This window comes from Runella sp. R5_40, from assembly GCF_057652295.1.
Window position 1 is genome coordinate 854,208 of record NZ_JBYFCH010000001.1, and the last position, 23,292, is coordinate 877,499.

General features: G+C 44.1%; 21 protein-coding genes. 5 read left to right on the plus strand and 16 right to left on the minus strand.

All coding sequences use genetic code 11. From position 1 onward, the window contains the following. Positions 1 to 162: 162 nt before the first annotated feature. Both AC23N5_RS03660 and AC23N5_RS03665 read right to left on the minus strand, forming a co-directional pair. On the minus strand, positions 163 to 546 hold the full coding sequence (locus AC23N5_RS03660) for a hypothetical protein (RefSeq protein WP_487754515.1): 384 nt from the start codon (positions 544 to 546) through the stop codon (positions 163 to 165). 169 nt (positions 547 to 715) lie between these two features. Then, complete coding sequence (locus tag AC23N5_RS03665; RefSeq protein WP_487754516.1) at positions 716 to 1,741, minus strand: RNA-guided endonuclease InsQ/TnpB family protein; 1,026 nt, start codon at positions 1,739 to 1,741, stop codon at positions 716 to 718. Between the two features lie 35 nt (positions 1,742 to 1,776). On the opposite strand from AC23N5_RS03665, the gene tnpA reads away from it, so the two are divergent. The 3 genes from tnpA to AC23N5_RS03680 all read left to right on the plus strand — a co-directional run bounded on the left by tnpA (position 1,777) and on the right by AC23N5_RS03680 (position 3,088). Further along, complete coding sequence (tnpA, locus tag AC23N5_RS03670; RefSeq protein WP_487754517.1) at positions 1,777 to 2,172, plus strand: IS200/IS605 family transposase; 396 nt, start codon at positions 1,777 to 1,779, stop codon at positions 2,170 to 2,172. Between the two features lie 223 nt (positions 2,173 to 2,395). Then, entirely contained in the window at positions 2,396 to 2,689 is a 294-nt protein-coding gene (locus tag AC23N5_RS03675) for a type II toxin-antitoxin system HigB family toxin (RefSeq protein ID WP_122932810.1), read from the plus strand. A 3-nt stretch (positions 2,690 to 2,692) separates the two neighbouring features. Continuing rightward, on the plus strand, positions 2,693 to 3,088 hold the full coding sequence (locus tag AC23N5_RS03680; protein ID WP_122932811.1) for a helix-turn-helix domain-containing protein: 396 nt from the start codon (positions 2,693 to 2,695) through the stop codon (positions 3,086 to 3,088). Here the strand turns inward: AC23N5_RS03680 and AC23N5_RS03685 are convergent. From AC23N5_RS03685 to AC23N5_RS03705, 5 genes are all read right to left on the minus strand, one after another. Next, complete coding sequence (locus AC23N5_RS03685; RefSeq protein WP_487754518.1) at positions 3,085 to 6,198, minus strand: efflux RND transporter permease subunit; 3,114 nt, start codon at positions 6,196 to 6,198, stop codon at positions 3,085 to 3,087. The two genes, AC23N5_RS03680 and AC23N5_RS03685, sit on opposite strands and share 4 nt — an antisense overlap. A 161-nt stretch (positions 6,199 to 6,359) precedes the next feature. Continuing rightward, a complete protein-coding gene (locus tag AC23N5_RS03690; protein ID WP_183977377.1) occupies positions 6,360 to 6,725 on the minus strand; it encodes a four helix bundle protein in 366 nt (121 codons plus the stop codon). A gap of 252 nt (positions 6,726 to 6,977) precedes the next feature. After that, positions 6,978 to 8,768 carry an efflux RND transporter periplasmic adaptor subunit gene (locus AC23N5_RS03695; protein WP_487754519.1) on the minus strand — a complete coding sequence of 597 codons (1,791 nt, stop codon included), beginning with the start codon at positions 8,766 to 8,768 and terminating at the stop codon, positions 6,978 to 6,980. Next, on the minus strand, positions 8,765 to 9,958 hold the full coding sequence (locus AC23N5_RS03700) for a TolC family protein (protein WP_487754520.1): 1,194 nt from the start codon (positions 9,956 to 9,958) through the stop codon (positions 8,765 to 8,767). Before AC23N5_RS03700 ends, AC23N5_RS03695 begins: the two co-directional genes overlap by 4 nt. Before the next feature lie 198 nt (positions 9,959 to 10,156). Continuing rightward, entirely contained in the window at positions 10,157 to 10,603 is a 447-nt protein-coding gene (locus tag AC23N5_RS03705; RefSeq protein ID WP_487754521.1) for a hypothetical protein, read from the minus strand. Positions 10,604 to 10,737: 134 nt separating this feature from the next. On the opposite strand from AC23N5_RS03705, the gene AC23N5_RS03710 reads away from it, so the two are divergent. Continuing rightward, entirely contained in the window at positions 10,738 to 11,151 is a 414-nt protein-coding gene (locus tag AC23N5_RS03710; RefSeq protein ID WP_183977369.1) for a DoxX family protein, read from the plus strand. Positions 11,152 to 11,710: 559 nt separating this feature from the next. On the opposite strand, the gene accC is transcribed toward AC23N5_RS03710, so the two are convergent. From accC to AC23N5_RS03755, 9 genes are all read right to left on the minus strand, one after another. Then, entirely contained in the window at positions 11,711 to 13,210 is a 1,500-nt protein-coding gene (gene accC / locus AC23N5_RS03715) for an acetyl-CoA carboxylase biotin carboxylase subunit (RefSeq protein WP_487754522.1), read from the minus strand. Between the two features lie 113 nt (positions 13,211 to 13,323). Continuing rightward, complete coding sequence (locus AC23N5_RS03720) at positions 13,324 to 14,319, minus strand: PorP/SprF family type IX secretion system membrane protein (RefSeq protein ID WP_487754523.1); 996 nt, start codon at positions 14,317 to 14,319, stop codon at positions 13,324 to 13,326. A gap of 25 nt (positions 14,320 to 14,344) precedes the next feature. After that, on the minus strand, positions 14,345 to 17,755 hold the full coding sequence (locus tag AC23N5_RS03725; RefSeq protein ID WP_487754524.1) for a PKD domain-containing protein: 3,411 nt from the start codon (positions 17,753 to 17,755) through the stop codon (positions 14,345 to 14,347). 76 nt (positions 17,756 to 17,831) lie between these two features. Continuing rightward, positions 17,832 to 18,200, minus strand: a complete 369-nt coding sequence (locus tag AC23N5_RS03730; RefSeq protein ID WP_122932820.1) for a LytR/AlgR family response regulator transcription factor — start codon at positions 18,198 to 18,200, stop codon at positions 17,832 to 17,834. Positions 18,201 to 18,306: 106 nt separating this feature from the next. After that, positions 18,307 to 19,755 (minus strand): M48 family metalloprotease, encoded by a 1,449-nt coding sequence (locus tag AC23N5_RS03735; RefSeq protein WP_487754525.1) that lies wholly within the window; start codon positions 19,753 to 19,755, stop codon positions 18,307 to 18,309. Positions 19,756 to 19,778: 23 nt separating this feature from the next. After that, positions 19,779 to 20,447, minus strand: coding sequence for a hypothetical protein (locus AC23N5_RS03740; protein ID WP_487754526.1), 669 nt, complete (start codon positions 20,445 to 20,447; stop codon positions 19,779 to 19,781). A 16-nt stretch (positions 20,448 to 20,463) separates the two neighbouring features. Continuing rightward, on the minus strand, positions 20,464 to 21,645 hold the full coding sequence (locus AC23N5_RS03745) for a sigma-70 family RNA polymerase sigma factor (protein WP_487754527.1): 1,182 nt from the start codon (positions 21,643 to 21,645) through the stop codon (positions 20,464 to 20,466). A gap of 32 nt (positions 21,646 to 21,677) precedes the next feature. After that, positions 21,678 to 22,397 (minus strand): bacterial transcriptional activator domain-containing protein, encoded by a 720-nt coding sequence (locus tag AC23N5_RS03750; RefSeq protein ID WP_487754528.1) that lies wholly within the window; start codon positions 22,395 to 22,397, stop codon positions 21,678 to 21,680. After that, complete coding sequence (locus tag AC23N5_RS03755; protein WP_487754529.1) at positions 22,361 to 22,942, minus strand: RNA polymerase sigma factor; 582 nt, start codon at positions 22,940 to 22,942, stop codon at positions 22,361 to 22,363. Before AC23N5_RS03755 ends, AC23N5_RS03750 begins: the two co-directional genes overlap by 37 nt. A 164-nt stretch (positions 22,943 to 23,106) precedes the next feature. Here AC23N5_RS03755 and AC23N5_RS03760 point away from each other — a divergent pair, with 164 nt between their 5' ends. Next, the gene (locus AC23N5_RS03760; protein WP_487754530.1) at positions 23,107 to 23,265 is read left to right on the plus strand and encodes a hypothetical protein; all 159 of its coding nucleotides are present in this window, start codon (positions 23,107 to 23,109) and stop codon (positions 23,263 to 23,265) included. Positions 23,266 to 23,292 lie beyond the last annotated feature (27 nt).

The window sequence follows — 23,292 nt, forward strand, 5'->3', positions numbered from 1 at the left end:
GACAACCACAGCGCTAGGCGTGGATGACTGACAACGAGTTTAAAAAGGGAGACCGCCTTCATTTTGAAGGAAAGAAATAAACGTACGCACGCGCTTTTATCCGTTTGATAAAACCGATTTTACCTAGTTACGTGTGTGATTTATTTCCCATCAAATCGAAGACTATGAGTGGGTAGTAGTAGGTGGCCCTCGAAGGGAGAAATCTCCGAAAAAAGGAGTTCGATAGGCTGCTAATAAGTAAAATGAGGTACGTGGAGAATAATTGGTAACCAACCGCTTCAAAACTGCCAATGCCACCGATAGCGTAAGTGCGGCGTAGGTTGCGTTGGTCAACGAATCCAGCAAAAACAGTTCGTTTTTGGTGTGGTCGTTGGGTTGAAAAGGCGTATTGGAATTAGAAGCTTTGTAAGGGTGAGCGTGGGTAATAACCTTTCCACTTGAGAGCTTGTGCGCATGGCGAAACACAATGCTATTGAGAAGCATCAAGGTGAATAGCACCAAGAAGCCCTGAGCAATAGTTTGTCGTATGCGTTGATGAAACAGCATGAAGTGGATGAATATTTCGTAAATCTAACCAGTATCTACGAGAAAAAGTTTATCTCTCGCAAATAATTAGCGATTTCTGCTGTTTTTTCTACTTTCCCCCAATAATCTCTTGTAAACGTTCTTTGACATCCTTCCCCGCCTAAAGGCTGGGGGATTCCTTTAATTAGCGTTAGATGCCCCTAACGGAGAATTGTAGTATGTTTTTAGCCGCGTTGACATCTCTTAAATGCGAAGTGCCGCAACACGAACATACCCAATCTCTTACCCCCAACGCACTTAGTCCACTCGGACCTGTTCTTTGCAGACAAGTTGAGCAAGTGACCGTTGAGAAACTCTCGTTGACCTCTTTCATTTCGACACCAAGCCTAACGGCTTTAAATCCAAGCATCACTTTGAAGTCTGACCAACCTGCATCCGATACAGATTTAGCCATCCGGGTCTTTTTTAGCTTTAATGAACTCACATTGCCTACTGCTATCTTATCATACTCATTGACGATAGCGGTACTGATTTTGTGATTCCAGTCTTTTCTTTTGTTCTTGATTTTTGCATGAATAGCTGTGACGCGCTTTTTCTTATTTGCGCGTTGGGCAACCGCTAACTTTAACTCATACTTTTTGGTGAGATTTTCGCGGTTAAACTCAACACCATCCGAAAGAGTAGCCAATGTTTTTAGGCCAAGGTCGATCCCAACTTGTCTTCCATTTTTTTCTCTTACTATCTCAGCCTGCTCAATCACAAAGTTTACAAACCAATTACCTTTTGAATCCTGACAGAAAGAACCAAAACGAACCTTTGAGGCAATAGAACGAGAAAGCCAAAATCTGAATTTATGCCCATTGTAGCTTACTGTATCGGATGACACTTTAACACCGACACCTTTAAAGGGAATCCAGCCCAATGATTTTTTTCTGCTTCTCCAATTGAGTTTACGTTTTTTGTGTTGCTTACAGGATTTGGCGTATTCCTCACAAACCGCTTGAACTGTTTGGGAGTGCAAGCCTAATTCTTTGGCACAACCAGTAGTAAGTTTGTTTAAATCAAAAGCAGAAAGTGGTTTGCCAAATTTCTTCCAACTTTCCTGATTAACTTGGTTGCAGTAGTTCCAAACAAAATTGCACGAATAACCCAGTACAACAAGTTTCTTACTTGCAGTTGAGTCCTTGATTCGATACTGCAATGTTGTTAGATTCATAATACAAAGCTAACAAAACATACTACATTTGTAACATGAAACAATTAGAAAAATCCAGAAGTGCCACCTACAATATTGGCTATCACATTATTTTTTGTCCTAAATACAGACGAAAAGTATTGACAGGTCAAATTGAGATTCGACTTAAAGAAATCATTCGGCAAGTGGCAATAGAGAATGATTGGGAAATTGCCACTTTAGACGTAATGCCCGACCATATCCACGTATTTGTAAAGGCTACGCCCATGGATAGCCCTGCCAATATTGTAGCCAGAATGAAGGGGCGCTCTTCTTTTGAATTAAGAAAAGAGTTTCCTTACTTAAAAAGCCGACTGCCTTCTTTGTGGACACGTTCTTACTATTGCGAATCAATCGGCAGTATTTCAGCATCGGCTATTACAAAGTATATTGAGAATCAAAAGGCGCGCTAATGAATAGCCTTCGCACAAACCTAAATAGCCTTCGGTATATTATCGCTTACATCCCCATTCTAAAGATTGGGGTTTTACGCTAAATTTTCATAAAACACGTTCTTGGGAAAGTCAGGTAAGTGTTGAATTTGGGTGATGGGTGGGTTTGGCAAAAAAGAAAAATTTTGATTTTGATTATTTAATTTTGATTTTTGTATTTTTATAACCCAAAGCAAAAACGTAATTGGTCATCATTTCTAAAACAATCATTCGCGAGTTTGGACTAAAGCACGCTGATGCGAACGATGCGCTTAACGATTGGTTTGCTACTGTCTCAGAAGCAAACTGGTCAAATTTTACTGACATAAAACAAACTTTTAATTCAGTTGACTATGTGGGCAATGAGCGATTTGTTTTTAACATAAAAGGCAATCGTTATCGCCTAGTAACAATGATTTTTTTAGACATTCGTACAGTATTTATTCGTTTCATAGGAACTCACGCAGAATACGACAAAATTGACTCAACCACTATTTAAACAATGACTTCCCCACTAAAAACCGAAGCTGAATACAAGCAAGTAATGGCTGAAATTGAGACGTTTTTACAAAAAGCTACTCATAATGAAGGTTTTACAAGCCTTTCTCCTGAAGAAACAGAACGTCTCCGAAATCTATCTTTACAAGCAGAAGCTTACGAAGATGCCATCCCAATCATGCCTTTACAAATTCCTACCCCTCAAACACTTTCTGACATGCTGAGTTTAAAAATGTTTCAGTTAAAATTGAAACAAAAAGACCTAGCAGCACTACTTGACATCACGCCTACCCGACTCTCAGAAGTGATGACGGGCAAGCGTAAAGTCAACATGGATTTAGCTAAACGACTTTATCAAAAATTAGCCATCGACCCTGCGTTTATTTTAGAACATGCTTAAAACTCCCGAACCTTGTTTTTCTCTTTGAAATAAGTATCAAGGGCTTTTTGTCCAAAAACATAAAACACAACGGGGGTCACTACCATATCAAGTAACGTACTAGATATTAACCCTCCCAAAATCACCGTCGCCACAGGGTAAAGAATTTCTTTCCCTGCGGCTTGGGAATCGAGGGTAAGGGGAATGAGCGCTAGGGCTGCCACCAAGGCCGTCATCAGCACTGGAACGAGGCGTTCGAGCGATCCGCGGATAATCATTTCTTTTCCAAAATGCTCACCTTCGTGCTCGACAAGGTGGATGTAATGCGAAATCATCATGATACCGTTACGGCTTGCGATTCCCGTTAGGGTAATAAAACCCACCAACGTTGCTACCGAAAATACCCCTCCTGAAAGCAACACCGCCACTACACTCCCCACCAGTGCCAAAGGGACATTGAGCATGATTTGAAGCACAATACGGCTTGATTTGAAATGGGTAAAAAGTACCAAGAAAATACTAACAATCGAAATAAGACTCAGTAAGCCAATCAACTGCGTCGCTGATTCTTGGCTCTCAATCAGTCCCGAATAAACGACATACGTACCTTGGGGAAGTTGCAACTTGCCCACTTGCTTTTTTATTTCTCCGACGGTACTCCCCAAATCTCGTTCTTGAACATTGGCCGAAATCACCATGCGCCGCTGCGTATTTTCGTGCATCACTTGGTTGACGGTTACGGTTTGTTCAATGTCAGCAATCTGTTCCAAAGGTACCAGTGTCCCGTCGGGAGTACTGATTTGAGTACTGCGAATAGCTTCAAGGTTGGAACGTTCGTGTTCGTTAGCACGAATGAGAATATCAAACGTTTTCTGTCCGTCGTACATCTGTCCCGTTACTTTTCCGTTGTAAAACACCTCCAGCTCTTCTGCCACTTTTCCAGCCTGCAATCCAAAACGTTGGAGCGCGTCGCGTTTGACACGAATCTGCAACTGAGGCACCATCACTTGGCGCTCGATACTCAAGTCCACCACTCCCTCAACGCCTTGCATCAAATTTTTGATTTGTCCTGCGGTGGTACGAAGTTCGGCCAAATCGTTTCCATAGAGTTTAAGCGCTATTTGCGCCTGCACTCCCGAAAGCAAGTGCTCAATTCGGTGCGAAATAGGCTGTCCCACTGCAATTGTCACGCCTTTCATCACCGACAGTTTTTCGCGAATGTCAGCAATGATTTCATCCCGACTTCGCTTGGTATCGGGTTTTAATTCTACTTCAATTTCGGAACGGCTGACAGGCTCGACGTGCTCGTCGAGTTCGGCTCGCCCCGTGCGACGACTGGCATATTCTACCTCGGGGACTTCCAACATGCGTTTTTCGGCCAACGTCCCCAACCGATTCGACTCCTCCAACGAAGTTCCAGGAGGAGCAATAAGGTTAATGGTAAACGAGCCTTCGTTGAAAGGTGGCAAAAACTCCGTTCCTAAAAAAGGAAGCGTACCAACCGAAGCCATAATCAACAAAATAGCCGTAACTAGAATAGCCTTGGGACGCTGCAATGCCCACCGTAAAAGCTTCGTATCCTGCTTTTTAAGCCACCGCACCATCACAGTATCTTGCTCCTCGCCCTTTTGTCCCTTGCTTTTTGCCTCTTTGCCTTTCAACAAAAAACTACACAACACAGGCGTAACGGTAAGCGACACTAGCAATGAAGCAATAATCGAAGTGATGTAAGCCAAACCTAACGGCGCAAAAATCCGCCCTTCGACGCCTTCCATAAAGAACAAAGGCACAAATACTAGAACCACAATGATGGTAGCATAGACAATCGAATTGCGCACTTCGGAACTGGCTTCATATACCACCCGAAGCGTTGATTTGGGATTGCCTGCGGCTTGGTTTTCTTTCAAACGCCGAAAGACATTCTCAACATCGACAATGGCGTCATCGACCAACTCACCGATGGCAATCGCCAGCCCGCCCAATGTCAGGGTATTGATGGAAATATCAAACAATTGAAAAATAATGGCCGTCATCACCAACGACAGCGGAATGGCCGTCAGCGTAATAACCGTCGTACGGAGATTCATCAAAAACAGGAATAAAATCACCACCACCAATATAAACCCATCCCGCAATGCTTCGGTGACGTTGTGGATGGAGTTTTCGATGAATGATTTTTGCTGAAAAATCTTCGGGTTCAACGACACATCACGCGGCAACGCAGGCCGAAGTTCTAGGCAGGCTTTTTCTACCTCATCGGTCAAGGCCACGGTATTGGCACCCGGTTGTTTTTCTACCGCCATAATCACCGCAGGCTTTCCGTTGATGCTTCCATCGCCTCGCTTAAAGGCCGCTCCAAATTTTACGTCGGCCACTTGTTTGAGTAACACAGGCTGGCCATGTCGGCTGGTTACGACCGTATTGGCCAAATCGTCCAGCGATTCCGCCCGACCTACGTTTCGGATCAAGACTTCAGAACCGTATTCGTAGTAAAAATTTCCCGTGGTATTGCGCGATGAAAGCGACAATGCTTTTTCCAATTCGTCGAGTCCTACGCCAAATTGTTTGAGCTTACTACTTGATACTTGCACTTGGTACTGCAAACGGTCTCCCCCAATCGGAATCACTTGTGACACTCCTTTGATGGTCAACAATCGACGCCGAACGGTAAAATCGGCCAAGGTTCGAAGTTCGACAGGCGAAGTACTGTCTGCGCTCATTCCAACGTACATAAACTGCCCCATTACCGACGAAATAGGCCCCATAATCGGCTTAATTCCGTTGGGTAAGGTCACGGTTTGGAGTTTTTCGGCCACCAACTGCCGTGCTCGGTAAATTTCGGTATTCCAGTCAAACTCCACATAGACCATCCCCAAGCCAATCGCCGAACTACTTCGCACCGACTCTACTCCAGGTGCGCCATTGAGGGCGGTTTCGACGGGTAATACAACTTGAGTTTCTATTTCTTCGGGAGCTAAGCCGTTGGATTCCAAGAATATCGTCACGCGGGCACGGTTCAGGTCGGGCAATACATCAATGGGCAGTCGAATCGCTGTGTAGGCCCCTCCTACCAACAATATCCCCGCAAACGCCAATACAATCAGCCGATTGTTTAGCGAAAATTTTATCAAAGTGTTTAACATTTTTTCTCAATCTGTAAGTGAACAAAGGGCAAGAGGCAAAGGGCAAGTATGCACAAGACAAATGTGAAAAGGGAAAACCGAAAATATGCAAGAAGCAAAAGCAAGTATGAAAGGGGCCAATCATTAACGAGTCAATTCACTTGTAAGCTTTAATACTTTTCTGGAAATGCCATCATATGGTTTAACAGTCGTCCTATTTCATCACTTTTTAAAGACAAGTCTTCAAACTGGGCTTTTGACACATATCGACATGCCAATGAAAAATCAAGCCAAACTTGAGTTTCTGTATTTTCCATATCAGCGTCCGAAACTTTCGATATAAAGTGGGCGGGATAACGTCTCTTCCGAAAAGCTTCACCCAAATTAGCGCAAACACTTCGCGATGAACGGCGTATTTGGTCTGTTAAAGCATACTTTTCTTCTTGGGGAAATCCCTTAGAAATAGTGTATATCAGCATCGCTAACTCAAATGCTTTTTTATAAACTGACAATTCTTTGAAGTGACTTGCTGGCATTGTGAATAAAAGCTAGTAATTGAAGAAGTAGGAATACTTCAAAAAGACTACTACTACAACTAAAAGCAACTTTTTACGTGCTTTAAGCGGGTTGTGAGCACCCCTTAGCACCGCGCATCACCACTCTTTCAACCTTCGCCAACTTTCCATTTGCCCCTCGCCAACTTGCCTCTTGCCTACTTGCCTCTTACCAACTTGCCCCTTGCCTACTTGCCCTTTTCCTATTTGTATTTTGCCAATTTGCCATTTGATTTACTGGTTTAGGAAAATCATTTTCAATTGATACGAAGAAGTAACTACTACTTTTTCTCCCGAATGTACGCCCTTCAAAATAGTCGTAGATGCTCCGTTGTTGTTGCCAATCGCCACATATTCCACCCTGAAACGCTCGGGCGACTCTTTTACAAACACACAAGGTTTGCCGTTGAGCTGGCTTAACGCGCTATTGGGCAACGCCAACGTCCGATTTTCGTCGCGTGCTTGCGCCCGCACGGTCACGTATTCGCCAATTTTAAAATCACCGTCGGGGTTTTCAACTTCAAAGAGCATTTTTTGCGATTGGTTGGCGTTTACGACTTGCGCCGCCGACAATAATCGCACTCGGTTGGTTTTATGCTTTTCGCTCTCTCGCTGACATTCCACCTCAAAGCCCGTTCCTAAGCGAACTTTGTCGGCATCTTGCTCAAATACTTGTGCTTCGACATATACTTTGCTGAGGTTGGTAATGGTAAAAAGCGTTTCACCCGTTCCTACTGTCGAGCCAATCGCCACCGCAAACGGTGCCACTACGCCCGAAATCGGTGCCGTAAGCGCGACCAAACGGCTATTACCTTTGCCATTTTTAGCAATGTTGTTAAACACTTTGAGGTTTTCTTGCGCCTTGCGAAGACGGGCTTCCGCTTCGACCATGTCACGTTTGGCAGCAATGTCCTCGATTTTTTTCAAGCGGTCGTACTCCTTTTGAGCCGTCGCCAATTCGACTTCCAAATTGTTGCGTTCGGCTTGCAAACTCACTTGCGTGCTGGCGTCGATGGTCTGTTCGACCACCGCCAGTGTCTGCCCTTTGTTGACGCGTTGCCCCACTCGGGTAGTAAGCGACACGATACGCCCCACTTGCGGCGTTTGCACCACCGCCATCCCCGTCGAGGCAGGAATCACCGTTCCATACAGCTGGGTTGTTTCGCGGAAGTTGCCCGTTTCAACAGGATTGGTCAGTACTTCAAACAGGAATTGTGTCTCTTTAGGTACTTCAAACGCATCACCATTGGCTTGTTGTCCTTTGGCATTTGGCTCCCCCTCGTGGTTATGTCCGTCGTCTTGGGCTTGACTAGGCTGATAGGTCGGAAAAAGGCAAGCACCGATGAGAAGAATCGAAAAAAGGGTTCGGTTTTTTCTCATGGCCAAAAACATGGCGATTAAACCGATTACCAAACCACCGCCAAACATCACCCACATTCGCCAATTTCCTATTTGCCATTCACCCGTTTGTTCGTTGGCTTCCTCGTGAGCGTGTTCCGATTCGTCGTGGCCTACCAGTACCCCTTTCAGCACCATCAAATCGGGGCCATTGATGCCTTCAATTTTAGCGGTGAGTGAAAAAGTGCGCTCCCGACTAAACCGCGACGTAACCTCATAGATACCCGCCTCCTTGGATTTTATGTCAAACGTAGCTTTGGAATCTAACGAGGCCGAAAGTGCGATTTTCGCATTGCTAATAGGTCGATTGGTAGCAGGGTCGGCGACGTAGAGCGTCAGTTTTCCCGCTTCGTTGGCGTGCAGGTGTTCGTATTTTAAAACCAACTCATAGCGGTCCGATACCGCTTCGGCCTTTTTCACTTTGATGGTTTCAGCCGCTGGCTCATGAGCTCCGTGGTCATGGTCATCGTGCATGGTACCATCGGCGTGCATGTGCTGAGCGTACGTAAAGCCCCCCATTCCCCAAAGGAAGCATATCAACAAACAAATGAGCTTATTTAAGTTTACAAAGAGACCTCTGACAATTCCCCCATCGGGGGTTAGGGGGCTACTATCTATCTTTTTCATAAATTTCCTGTTAGGTGTTGTATGGTCAAAATCGACTGAAAATAGCTACGTTGGGTTTCGATGTAGCGAAGTTTGATGGTGTAGGCGTCGTTGGTCGTTCGTAGAAAATTGATGTAATCGGTTTGACCATTTTCAAAAAAACGGCGGGCTGTTTCAATAATCGTATTGGCTTGTGGTAGAGCCACACTTTGGTAGTAGGCTAGTGACGTTCTAAATTTCGTCGCCTCATTTTGAGCCATTTGCAAGTCGAGTGATACTAGCTGTTTTTGCGATTCCGTCCGCTCATGGGCGGCTTCTTGCGCCGTTTGAGCAGCCTCAATTCGGCTTTTGTATTGCCCCCACCAAAGCGGAATACTCACCCCCGCCCGCAGGCGAAGCCCCATCCGCGTTTCTGGCGTACCTTGATTGTAATAGCCTACCATAAAACTGGGCAGTCGGCTACTTTTTTCTACCCCAACGACCTTTTGACCAACCACTTCCATTTGCTTGGCCATTTCTACAAGCGGAGCAGAATCCACATCACCTAAGGTATCCATAAGCAGCGGTATTTTGTCCAACGGAAGTACTGCTACCTCTGGCGCGAGCACATTCCCCATCAATATCCCTAGTTGATTTTTTTGCAAGATTACCTCTTGACTAGCCATCGCAACTTGGTTACGAAGTTCCGCTGCTTGCGTTTCTGCAAATACCAACGCTAGCTTGTCGATGGTGCCTACTTCAAAGCTCCTCTTTGCGGCAATGGCGATTTGGGCGTAAGCGCTGTCCTGACTTTGAAGTTGTCGAAGGTACGACTGCCCAAATTGCGCATTGAGATACGTCCATTTTACCCGAAATTTCAGCTCGTTTTCGGTAATTTTTTGGTCTTTTTGGGCCAACCCCACGTACGCTTGCTGTAATTGTGCCTGCTGATGATAGACCGTAGGCAAACGGAAACTTTGCTGCACGCCCAACGTATAAAACACCCCTGTCGGACTATCGAACGTCAGTTCAGGGTTAGGAACCGCTCGGGTGGAACGGATGAGTTGCTCGTTTTGCTTTATCACCAAACTCGAAGCTTTCAACGCACGGCTGTTCTTGAGCGCTGCTTCCACGGCTTCTTCGGGCGTCAGCGTACGTTGTGACCACGCGCAAGTACTCAACACCCACCCAAGTCCGACCGTCAAGGCTGACTTTTGCCAATAAGTGTTCATCAAAAATGAAGATTTGATTTAAAAATTGAGAAAAAGTAAGAGGCGAGTTTGCAAAGGGCAAGGGGCGAGTTTGCAAGGGGCAAGCTCTCTTGCCTATTTGCTTTTTGCAAACTTGCCTTTTTGCCATTTGCCTTTTGCCTACTTGCTATTCGCCTTTTGATTACTGCTTTTTGCACACTCGTGCATTTTGCCTTATTTCTAAATCAAAAAGCGCTGCACCAGCACGAGAAGAAAACGCCCGTACGTTCGTCGAAAAACGTAGGGTGGTTCAAAAAAAGCAGTACGTATCTCTTCTTTTTGGAAGAAAGTAGTCCTGTAGAAAAATGTAGAAAAAGAGGGAATAAAAGGAGCAAAAACCGTAGGGGAAAACGCCAAAGCTTTGGTCGTAACTTCGGCATAACAATACACAAAATTGACTTGCCCTTCTTCTTCGTGAGACTGAAAACCCGAAGCGGCCTCGTGATGATGATGATGTTCATCTTCGTGCTCTTGGTGTTCACACGATGTTTCCGCCCAGCTTGAAAGAATATGCCGATGCGTTCCATGCTCCTGGCACGAATGTTCCAGCACGCCATAGCCATTGCCTGCCCAAAGGGCCAGCAACGCCATTGTCAATGCCAAAAACTGTTTCAGAAGCTTTTTCATCAAAACCGATTTTTAGCAAAAATAAATCAAAAGCGCGTGCAACAGGGTTTCAGGTAGTAAAAAGCGTAAAATAAGTCTGTCAAAACCTCTTTGGTTTTAGTATAATTGCACCAAAAGATAACTCCTAAACGACCATGACACTACTCGGCTTTCCTGTATTGGTACTTGCAAAAATCCTGTTTGCGGCTTTCAATGGCATTTTGTTTACGCAATCGGGCTTAGACAAGGTTTTTCACTACCAAGGCAACCTCGACTATTTTAAAGACCATTTTAAAAAATCGCCGTTGGCTTCCAGCGTTGGGGCGCTGATGCCTACCATTACCTTGCTTGAGACATCAGCGGGGTTGGTCTCCTTGGTTGGCGTAGTGCTTTTGCTCATTGGGAGTGACTTGGCCAATGTGGTAGCAGCTTCGGGCATGTGTTTGGGGGGAGTTTCGTTGGTGTGTTTGTTTTTTGGACAACGGCTGGCGCAAGACTACGCAGGTGCGGCATCGCTAGTGCCTTATTTCTTAATGGCCGCAGGTGGATTGGTCCTGTATTCTTTGTAAGCATTCGGGTTGTGAGAAATCCTAGGCACAAAAAAGAGGGTTGTAAGCAACCCTCTACACGACAAGAGTGCTGTGTGTTTGGATACTACTATCCAAACACGGGGTTTCTCAAAACCCAATTCCCAAATCGAGGCTTTGAGAAACCTTTGACACAGCTGAGTATTCGGGTTGTGAGCAACCCTCTACACAAGAGTGCTGTGCGTTTGGATACTCCTATCCAAACACGGGGTTTCTCAAAACCCAATTCAAAAATCGAGGTTTTGAGAAACCTCTGTCACAGTTAAGAATTCGGGTTGTGAAAAACCCTAGGAACAAAAAAAGAGGGTTGTAAGCAACCCTCTACACGACAAGAGTGCTGTGTGTTTGGATACTCCTATCCAAACACGGGGTTTCTCAAAACCCAATTCACAAATCGAGGCTTTGAGAAACCTCTGACACAGCTGAGTATTCGGGTTGTGAGCAACCCTCAGCACGAAAAAAGAGGGTTGTAAGCAACCCTCTACACTATTGCACAATCTCGCAATTCCTCATTCGTAATTCGTAATTCCCCACTCCTTCCTTATTTCACTCGATTGGTTTTCCACTTGCTTTTGGCAGCCACAGGAACCGTCGTACTTCCACTGGTAGGTTGTTTGGTTTGATTCATTAAATAGGCTACCAACGCCGCCGCGACTTCTATTTCTTCCTGATCGGTCTCTCTTTTGAGGACTTCGGGGGTGAAGTAGTGTTTGACAAAGTGCGTATCGAAGTTGCCCGAAGTAAAAGCTTCGTGCAACATCACAAAACGGCAAAACGCCAACGTTGTTTGTACCCCCGTGATTTCGTATTCGTCAATGGCCCTTACCATTTTATCAATCGATTCCTGGCGCGTCGCTGCGTGGGTGATAAGTTTGGCAATCATGGGGTCATAATAAATCGGGATGTCCATGCCTTGCTCAAAACCATCGTCCACCCGAACGCCATTTCCTTGTGGACGCACGTAGGTTTTTAGATTCCCAACATCGGGCAAGAAGTTATTGGTAGGATCTTCAGCATACACCCGAATCTCCATAGCGTGCCCGTTGATTTCAAGGTCTTCTTGCTTGATCTGAAGTTCTTGGCCTTCGGCAATATAAATCATCTGACGCACCAAGTCCACCCCCGTAATCATCTCGGTCACTGGGTGTTCTACTTGAAGGCGTGTATTCATTTCGAGGAAATAGAAGTTCAGTTGGTCGTCCACAATAAACTCCACCGTCCCTGCGCCATAATACCCGCACGAGCGAGCTACGTCCACGGCGCATTTGCCCATTGCTTCTCGGATTTCGGGCGTAAGGCACGACGAAGGCGCTTCTTCCACCACCTTTTGGTGACGGCGCTGCACCGAACATTCCCGTTCAAAAAGGTAAATAATATTTCCATGCTGGTCGCCTAACACCTGAATTTCGATGTGCCGTGGCGAGGCGACGTATTTTTCGACAAACACCGCTCCGTCGCCAAAAGCCGAAATGGCCTCACTGACGGCGCGCTCCATTTGTTCGTCAAACTCTTCTTCATTTTCAACAATACGCATTCCTTTTCCACCACCACCTGCACTTGCTTTAATTAACACAGGATAGCCGATTTGCCCCGCAATGGCTTTGGCTTCGGCACGGTCGGTAACAGCATCGGGCGTACCTGGTACCATCGGAATTTTATATTTTGCCGCCGCCCGTTTTGCCGACAGCTTATCGCCCATGATTTCGATACTTTCTGCCGATGGCCCCACAAAAAGAAGCCCCGCATCTTTGACCATTTGCGAGAACTTGGCATTTTCGGACAAAAATCCGTACCCTGGGTGAATGGCATCTACGCCCAATTTTTTACATACGTCTATAATTTTATCACCCCTCAAGTACGATTCTGATGAAGCAGCAGGGCCAATACATACTGCCTCATCGGCATAGCGTACGTGCAACGCGTTGCGGTCGGCTTCACTATACACTGCCACCGTTTTAATGCCCATTTCGCGGGCAGTTCGCATGACCCGAAGAGCAATTTCCCCACGGTTGGCGACCAGAAGTTTGTTGATTTTGCGCATGAACAGCTAGATATTTTTCTATAAAGGCACCGAAAGTTACAACATATCGTTCAGTGTCATAGAATTATCTTGGTAAAACAGTATAGAAGTTTTACTACAAAAGAATACAAAGGTTAGTATTTCAAACACCTTGTCTTTCTTCTGGCAGCGCTGCTTTTGCCTCTAAACCTAAAAAGGGCATCAAATCCATACCAAATAGCTAGTTCAAAAGCGCCAGTATCTGTACCAAGGGAAGAAATACTAACATCATAACTGGCCTGAAAAAGGATATTATCTCTGGCCCATCCCATGGTTCCGACCAAGGCATCTCTGCGTTTAGAGCCAGTCAAAAGACCTCTGTACCATACACCTACCAAAAGCGGAGAAAAGATAAGGTTTGTGCCTACGTCTAGCTGCTGATTCATCCCCTGACGACGCCATTGTAGTGCCACACTCAGTGCGCTTTCTCGGTCCAAATCTCGCCCATATCCATTTCCAAACACTTGAATTTGGAGGGGAAATTGGGCACCTAGCTGAACACCCCAACGTTCGCGCAACCAGTCATTGTTTCGAAACCCCATATTGTGATAAGATACACCCGTCCAAAAAAAAGGCTCATAATCGCTCTGTGGGTCATAATCAAAACGAAGCCCACTTGAAAAAGCCAAGCGGTTATTGGTCAAACCATCTTGCGCTAGTGGATCATTAGTGCCCAGATAATTGGACACAAACATAAGGTTATCACCACTCCATCGATCAGAGACCCACGCCGCTTGAAGCCCTGGTGTAAGCCTTAACTGCTGTTTAGCATCTAAATAAAACAGCCGCGACACTTGGCCTGCCAAATGAGTACTGTTGAGAATAGTTCCCCTACGGTCATACATCGCCTGTACTCCCAAACCTACTTGTGCATCTTCTGCGTAGGTATCAAAAGAAAAGGCAGCAGTCTGAAACGCAGTACCAATCGAAGGCCATTGATTACGGTAGTTGGCAATCAGGCGAGGGGTGCCTGCATCACCTGCCAATGCTGGATTTTGGTACAAAGGATTGGTGTAAAATTGGGAAAATTGAGGCGCTTGCGCACTTACATTAATCACAATACTCCAGAAGATAAAGGATAAATAGCGCATGGGTAGAAAACGTGTTTTTAATAAGTCATCGCATCAAGTAAAAGTTACCTCGAAGCCGTTCTCGTTTACGAGTTTCAATATACATCACCTCACTTTCTAAGACATACATATCTGCTGGCATGACCCGACCGTTGAAAGTACCATCCCAAGATTGTCCCTCATTTTGGCTACCTGCTGGTATATTTTTTACTTCAAAAACTACCTCTCCCCATCTATCTCTAATACGAAGCCAGATGATTTCCTTAATACCGTTTCCGAATAGGGTAAATCGGTCACCGATACCATCGTTGTTAGGGGTAAATGCTTGAGGAATCACCACTGAGCAGCTATCTGTTTGAAAAGCCGACACCCGAAAAGTAGAATCTTTACAAACCCCACGGTTACTAACTACCAACTTAACATCGTATTGACCTTTAGAAAATGGAAGGATTGGGTTGGGTGCATCGGATGTACGTCCATCGCTGAAATACCACTTAAAAGTATCTGCATTTTGAGAACGATTGATGAATCTTACTGGGCCAGGTGAACAAAGCAGAGAATCACCCTCTATCGAAAAGTCAGCAACAGTGCGAGCTAGTATAGGTACTGTCTTACGGATTGGCACCCCTTTGCACGCAGTACTACCCCGATACACCGTCAATGTGGCCGAAATAGAATTAGCAGTAGTGGTATAGGTGTGTAAAGGCGAGTAAGTAACCGAGTCGAGGGGAGAACCATCTCCAAAATCCCAAATAGCACCTAAGCGGGGATCGGATAAATTGACAAATTGAACTGGCTGCCCTTGACAGGCCATCGGAGATTCAAGGCGAAAATCACCTTTAGGTAGGCTATCCACCTTCACAATTTTAGAAGTAGAATCAAACCCGCAAGCGGTGTAAGCAATCAGTGTAATTCGATAATCACGATTTGGTTGGGAAAAAGCATGGGTAGCATTGGGGCGTGTGTCTATCTTTCCATCTCCAAATTTCCAAACCCAGCGTTCGGGCTTGGGGACAGTGGCATCTTTCACTTGAATTGGTTCGCCTGGGCATACGATTGATTTTGACAATTCAAAAAGTGGCTTAACTACATTTGGGTGAACCCGAATATCTACCGTGGCGCTGTCTTGTCCGCAATCACTGGTGACTGCTAATTTCACACGATAAGTACGGGAGCTATCACGTGCCGAAAACCAATGTTTTAGGGTATCTGCTCCTGAAGTACGCACAACGCCATCGCCAAAATACCAACGAGACTGCGGTTTATCATGCCCCGTAGAGCGGTTGGAGAACGTAATGAGCGCGGGAGTACAACGCACCGTCGTAGAATCGACCCCTACCTCTGCTTTGGCCCGTGGACGAACAATGACAGATTTACTAGCTCGTTGTTCTCCACAAGCATTTTTTACTGACAAAGTGATGGTAAAATCTTTAGCCGCCCGTTCAATATTTTCGTATTGCTTGGCGGGCGGAGTAAACCCTGTATGTTGTGTTCCATCCCCTAAAGTCCATGTGTAGTCGGAGGTACTATTGGGCGTACCTGTCGGTATGAAGTTCACTGTCAAAGGCGCACAACCTTGCGTTTGGCTGAGGCTAAAATCGGCATTTGGAGGAGGCGCTATAATGAGAACGTCGCGCGTTGTGGTATCGGCACACCCTCCCGCTCCTGCAATAAGTGTTACTCGGTTAGTTCCAGCTGCTAACGAAAGAGTAGGAACAGCGCCACTGGCCACTTGATTGTTGTTGACCAACCACGTATAAGTTGACGCACCCGTAGAATTGTTCGTAGGGCGAAGAGCACTACCTGTGCAACCATTCGTTATCGAAAAATCAGCTTTAGGACGGCCAATAGAAATAACGGCATCATCCGTACTTCGACACCCACTGGGGCTGCTCACCTCGTACGTAAGCCTAATCTGATTATTAGGAACCGCACTAATTATTAATGTATCTCCTCTCAGGCAATTGGAACATCCTGTCCAACGTCCTCCCGAAGGAGTAGCTTGTAGTTTAAGCAGCGAAGCTCCTTGACAAATCGTCAAATCTCTGGCATCAGGCTGTATGCCTTCAACAACGACTGTCACACTATCTTTGGAAGAACAACTCCCACTTCCTACTACATAACGAATCAGATGTCGTCCTAACGTTTTTGGGTTAAAAACACGATTTGTTCCCTGAGATTCAATCAAGGCTGAGCCTGACCACATACCACCCAAAGATGACGCACGTAGTGAAAGGCTTGCTGTACCTAAACATAAGGTCGTATCTCTTACTGGAGTCGTAATCTTTACTTGACTAGCTGCCGATACCAAAAAAGTATCACGGTCGGTAATTACTCCGCCACAAGGGTTCGGAATGGTTGCTTCGACAATATAAGGAGCTGTTTGAAAAGTAAGTTCTTCTCCAACAGCAGGATCAAATGCTCGACCATTTAAGGTGTAAGAGACACCCGTTTGTGAGGCAAATCGGTAACGAAAAGGTGCTTGACAAACATCTGCTTGGCGCGGCAGGTTGAGTGTGGGTTTGTCAATGACAGTATGAGGGCAAGGATTAGGCTTCGAGCGTCCACAATCATTTTCGGCAACCAATGTAACGGTATATACTCCTGCTTTCGAGAATTGAATGACAGGTTTGGGCGAAGAGGCATTAGTTCCGTTAATAAAACGATAATCACTTGGGCTAACCGTCCATTGATAGCGAGTGGCATCAATCGAAAGTGTCGCATCCAACGTAAGCGTACCTCCATTTGACAAACAAATCACCGTATCACCATTGACCAATGAAAAGCCACTCGTTAACACATATTTAGCTTCTGGCAGTTTTTTGAGTTTGACATCCACTTCGGCTGTACTCACCCCACAGTTTTGTGAAGTAGCGGTAAGTTTGGCTTTGTATGTTTTCGTAGGGTCACTGTAGTTGATAGAGGGGGAAGAAGCAGTACTGGTCTGGCCATTTCCAAAATCCCATAAAAAACTTACATCTGAGGAAGTCGGGCAAGAGTTATTTGAAAAACGCACAGGCGAGCCCTCACAAGCCGCCCCAACGGCAGGATTAGCAACAGGCTTCTTGTTAAAAGTAACCCTAAAGCCTTTGTTATCGTTTAAACAACTAGCACTTCCAACATTTATATCAAAACGAACCAAGCCCTGACTACAATTTTTTACAAAATTTTTCAGGTCATATACATGCTTGATTGTCACTTCGCTATTGAGTGTCACATTTTCTTTTTTCCCGTCTCCCCATTCAACTTCATATACTTTGCTACTGCAAGGGCCAGGTTTTAATTTTACACAAAGTTCATAAAGTGAATCGGAGGGTGAAATACATACCACTCCTGAACTGGTAGCATCACAAGTGGTGATATCTACTCGCTCCTGGGCATAGAGATTGCCGCCCAATACCGACAAAATAACCGTAAAAAAATAGAGGATATTCTTGAGCGTCGAGTGAGTTAACATAATGGTAGTAAAGTTCAGTCAAGAACCTCTAAATTACAATAAGTAACTAAAATTGCATAATCAATTTATAAACTCATTATGCCTTATGTCGTAAGCGGTGGTTCATCTCTGTAAACTCTTTTATACGTCGATTGGCTATTGTAAGTACTTGACCGTTTGTAAGTACCAAGGTATTTTTCAAAGGAGAATCAACCCAATGGCTAATAAAAGAGTGGTTGACAAGATGAGATCGGTGAATACGCACAAAAGAGGAAGGAAGAAGCCGTTCAAAAGCACCTAACGTTTTGGCCATCAGTACTTGGCGCCCATCGGTTAAATACACACGTGTGTAATTCCGCTCTGATTGGAACCTCACTATTTGCATCAACGAGACTGCTTCTTTGCGATCACCTATCCTCAAAAAAATTGGCGGGCACAACGACGGAAGTGACTGTGGAGTATTCATAATTATTTATTTGTGTACAATTCATTTCTGAACCTTTATCTTTTTTTGAGTGAGATAGGTAACAGAAAATCAGAGGTTTTTACACAAACCCTAGCGCCCTCCTTTGTTAGCGGCGCGAAATAGTGTATTGTAGCGTCGTACTAAAATTATGAGAGAAGGCCCTTGGAGTTGGGTTAGCCTCTAGTCGAATACACTGAAACTCGTAATTAAACAGTAACTTCCAATGGCGTGGAGCAATAGTTTTTCGCAGCCTAGCAAAGCCAAGGCTCAATCTAGGTGCAATTGAAGGTTTTAGTGTTGGTGCAGCTACCGAAATCAGGTAATTAGTGTAAGTCATGTCTCGTAACGGAACGCATACATTCAACCCGATACTTCCAACGAAACCCATCTTGAGTGAACTTAACCGCTCACGTGGGTTCATTGCAGTATTCCAACCCACCTGTGGACAAAAAGAAACGTAGTCTAGCTGAAACTTTTCGGCTAACTTCCGCCCATCTTCGGTTTCAATCATCGTACCATAATGTTGCTGGTTCCAATGCAAATCAGCAGCCAAAAAAAGTGGCTTATCCCATCTAAAACGAGAAGCCGAAAAACCGACTTGAAAACTAGGCCGTTCTTGGGATTGATACAAAAAAGCAGGGACTTTTTGGCCTTGCACCGAAAACTGAGGACTCCCCGCCAGTATCATGCCTGCACTCACACTAATGTCCAAATAATAGCGCGAAGGCCACAAATCGAAATAAGCACTGTTAGAAATTTCAGCAAATCCGCGGCTTGCTACAGTGGCGGGTAATTTTCTCACCAATTCTTGGTATTTACGCATCAGGGCAATACGGTCTTTAAAAAAAGGATGTGTTCCGTAAGACTTCCCCAATTGCTTAGCAGTATTCTTATCTTCTTTTTTTGTAACAGTGTCCGCTCTCCTTTTTTCGTCTTCCTTCCATAAGCGCAACGTATCCATTTGCGCAATTAATTTTTCAACATCAAAATTTTTCTCTGCCTTACTTAAAAGCCACAAGGCAAACAAATCAGCTTCTATTTCTTGGGCCATGGGGTTGGTACTGCTCAAGTTAAAATGCCTTCTGATGTATTCATGCTCTCGCTCATAAAGCTGTTCTATTTTGGATAATGGCCCCAATCTTTTAAAATGCCCCAACACATGATGCCCCAACTCGTGCGCTAGTATGTGTTTATCCACTAGTGTCATGGGGGTTTTATTATTTTGATTAATTAGATTAATAAAATAATCATTGAACAAAATCAATCGATTATCACCTTCACAAAGCATGGCCATGGGTGATTCGCAAACCGCCTCTCGTACCTGAATAGGCGACTCGGGTAGCCTAAGGGATGAGTGATTAGCAACCATTTCCAGAAAAATTTTTATTTGCTTTTCTGCGGCCTCCCCACTTTCAATGTACCTTCTTTTTTTATTCCAATCCAATGCCCGACAATCACAAGGAGGCAGGTCTTTGAGAGGAGTAGGTTTTTTTTGGCCATACGCCAATCCCCCCCAACCTACCAAAAGCAATATAGTCCAAAACGAGCAGTTCATCGCCGAATACAATTAATTGAAGGTTAGGGCAATAGTACTTTAGGATTGGTACGGCAACTGTCCACTAGCAGTTGTTTGGTGGTGAATAAACCAATGGCATATTGCTGGGACATCGCCTCATATTCTAGCTGGATTTTGGTTAAAAGGCTATCTTGGGTAGGTTTATCTCTGGTGTATAACTTCAACGTATCCTCACAAAAAATATACGCCAATTGTGCTTTTTGCTGAGGCGCTTCCCACCATTGTACGGGCAACTCACCGATTGGTAGCCCTTCTGCGTACCCCAATCCTCTCGACGGTGTTTGTTGAGCTGCATACACCTCCATTTGTTGGTTACGAATAAACACAAAACTAGCACTTGAGGATTGATGACGCCAAACACTCACCCCAACAATCAATAATAGTATAAACGACGACGCAAAAGCAGTATAATATGGATACTGCTGAAAATAAGCTACAATTTGCTGAGGATAAGTTTTAGGAGCGCTAGGCATCGAAAATTGATTCGCAGCATCATAAAACGCCTCGTCTTGAGCTATTTTAGTTTGCAGAGACAAAAATTCATCCCAACGAAGTTCGTCAAAAAATGAGGAGTCGTTTTGTAGCAATTCTAAGTATTTTTCATACTCTTCCTCAGTCAATTCACCCGATTGAGCTTTGCGCAATAAGTAGTTTTTTTGGTTTTTATCCATAGCCGCAGCAGTGTTTTCAAATACGCAATCCTTGTGCTGTAGTTTTGTTAATAATACACATCTGCCAATCATCCTTACACCTAGGCATCCATCGCTCTATCGTTCGGAGAGGCGTATTCAAGTCTTCTGCCATTTCATGGTAAGGTAGCGGCTCCGTGTAATCCGACAAATAATGTAATTTGAGATAGTCTTTACATCTTTGGCCGATTTCGTTTAGGCAGTTTTGGACAATTTGATTTAACATCTCTGTTTCAGGCGAGGAGTCCATGAACAAGTTACCATCTATATCTAATGGGTCGAGAAGTAACTCTTCCAAATTTTCATCAAGATACAGTTGCTTATTGTTTTTCTTAAACTGTGCTGCAATAAGTTTATAAGACCGTATCAAATCTATCAAGTAGGCCCTGATTCGTTTATTAATGACAAAAGTATTACCCTGATATTCCTTCTTTTTTTGCAAGAAGATAATGATGCAGTCTTGGACTACATCTTGTGCAACTTGTTCATAGTCAGGAATCGACGACTTCCAAAGACAACGACAAACGTACCGCTCAACATACCCCCACGCTTCTTCTAAAAAAGCGCCTTCGTTTTCATCAAGATACAAATAAACGTAGAAAGCTGTTTGTTCATAAAGATAACGAGCGATAAGCCCTGCTTGTATTACTATTTTTTGATCAGGAGTGAGCTGAAAAAAGAGCGTTTTGTTAGGTAGTCTTCTTAATATTGGCAGCGCAACTTTCAAGGCACGTGCTGCTACATTTTCTTTTTCAACTTTGTCCAAGTAATTCAATAACCGATTTCGACGAAGTTTGGGAAGGTTTGTCGGGTGTTTAGATAGGTAAAACTGTAAATTTTGGGCTAAAAAAACGCCATTCTTACTCGCTTCTGCATCGTCCCAAAAAGGTAAACTCAGTTTCCAATGACACGCTTTTACAACATCGGGCAGCCATGCTTTCACCGCAGCTGTATCCCAGATATGCCACTGAGAATGGTATTGAGCCACACATTGGGCAAGTTGAGCCAACGATGCAATATAGAGCTCCGACGCCTCTATTTTTGGTCTTACTTCTAATTTTCGTACCTCCTCAGCCAAACTTTGCCCCAACAGCTCGTGTAGTTTTTGAGTGACGGCTAAAATATCTTTTGGGGAGATATTTTTAAGTAGTAGTAGAAGGGAAATAGTCTTAAATGACATAGAAGAAAATCCTTAGACGTTAGGAGAATAGCTTAAAATAGTTTAGCCCTTTGAATTTGCCACCACACTTTCCATTGATCTATATAGTCCACGGAATATTCACATTCTAAACAATTTTTAAATTGATTATATAGTTGTTCTGCCCTTGCTACGTTCCCGCTTTTTAAATAGGCGATTGCCAAGTGCCATTGAGCCGCTTCCCGAAAATACGGTCGTAAGTCGTTGAATCGGACTACTTCTTCTAGGTTTTGAATCGATAATAAATACTGTCCTTCTGCAATATGTGCTTGTCCTTCAAAAAACTGATCAAAAATGTAACGTTGTTGAACAGTCATACTGGTCGCATTCTCTTTACGCACCACGGTGAAGTCATTTTCTGAATCGGGGAATTGTGAAGGTGCAAAAGACAGGTAAAAAACAAACGCAACACAAGCTGCTGCCACGTAACTGACGTACTTCATCACAGCAACTATTTTTGTTTTAGCTCGATCTTTTTTTTGTAAGACTTTGATTGTCTGTAGCGCATTTTTTTCAAGAAATGCTTCTTGAATTCGGTGATTAATTTGTCGAACATCTTCCATATCAGCTGCTAACTTTTCATCTTTTTGTAACTCATTCTCAAAAAAAGAAGCCTCCTCTTTCATCATTTTGCCAAACAAGTACTGCTCAATCCACTCGTGCTCGTCTATTTTATTACTTGGTCTTTTCATCCTATTCATAACAATTGATTTTGAAACAATAACTCTCTCCATTCTTGTATGCCTCTCATTTTTCGCATTTTAGCACTAGCAACACTCGGCAGGTTTAATTTATCCATAATTTCTTGCATCGATAACTCTTCGATATAATAGGCTTCCAACACCTCTTGGAAGGCTTTTGGGAGACGTTGAAAAAGTACCAAAAGTGTTTCTTTTTCTTCCGCTTCCAAATACATTTTATCAGGCGTATCTGACTCTATATCAGCATTCAGTATCTTAAGTACTGCCGTATGCTTTTCCTCTTTTTTATTTTTATCGTTTCGCCTGAACCATACTTTTTTAGCAATACCATACAAATAAGTACTGATGGTAGCCTCATTCAACGAAAACTTATTCCGCCACACATTTTCCAAAAATATGACAATCATCTCCTGAAAAATATCCTCTGCATCCTGAGTCGTGCCCCCACACTTATACACTAGCTGCCCAATGGTATTTTTATTGGCGTGATATAATTGTTCAACGATTCGGTTGGTTAGCCTTTCTTCTCTCAACAACAGCCCTTCTACAATCTCCACATCTGTCAGAGTTCTTTTCATAATGGTTGAAGGTGGTTTTTCTATTAATGCTTCTTTCCGTGAAAAAAGTAACATCCTAAAAAAAAGAAAAAAGTGGCGGTAGTGCGATGGCTTCCTACCTCCTAAACGCATAGCTGCCCAAGTACGGGGCTTGGGACATTTTCAACCACTAACCACTTACACAAATGAAAAGCCTCATGCGTATTTTGTCGTTTGTAGCCGTTGTTACTTTTATGTCAGCTTGTACGGAAAATGATGTCAAACCTGTAAAAAGTACGCCGTCGTATGCGGAGGATACGCCTCCAAAGCCACCTCCATGTTCTGGTGGTGGTACTTGCGACTAGCACCATTTAGTTGTTGACTTTACCTTG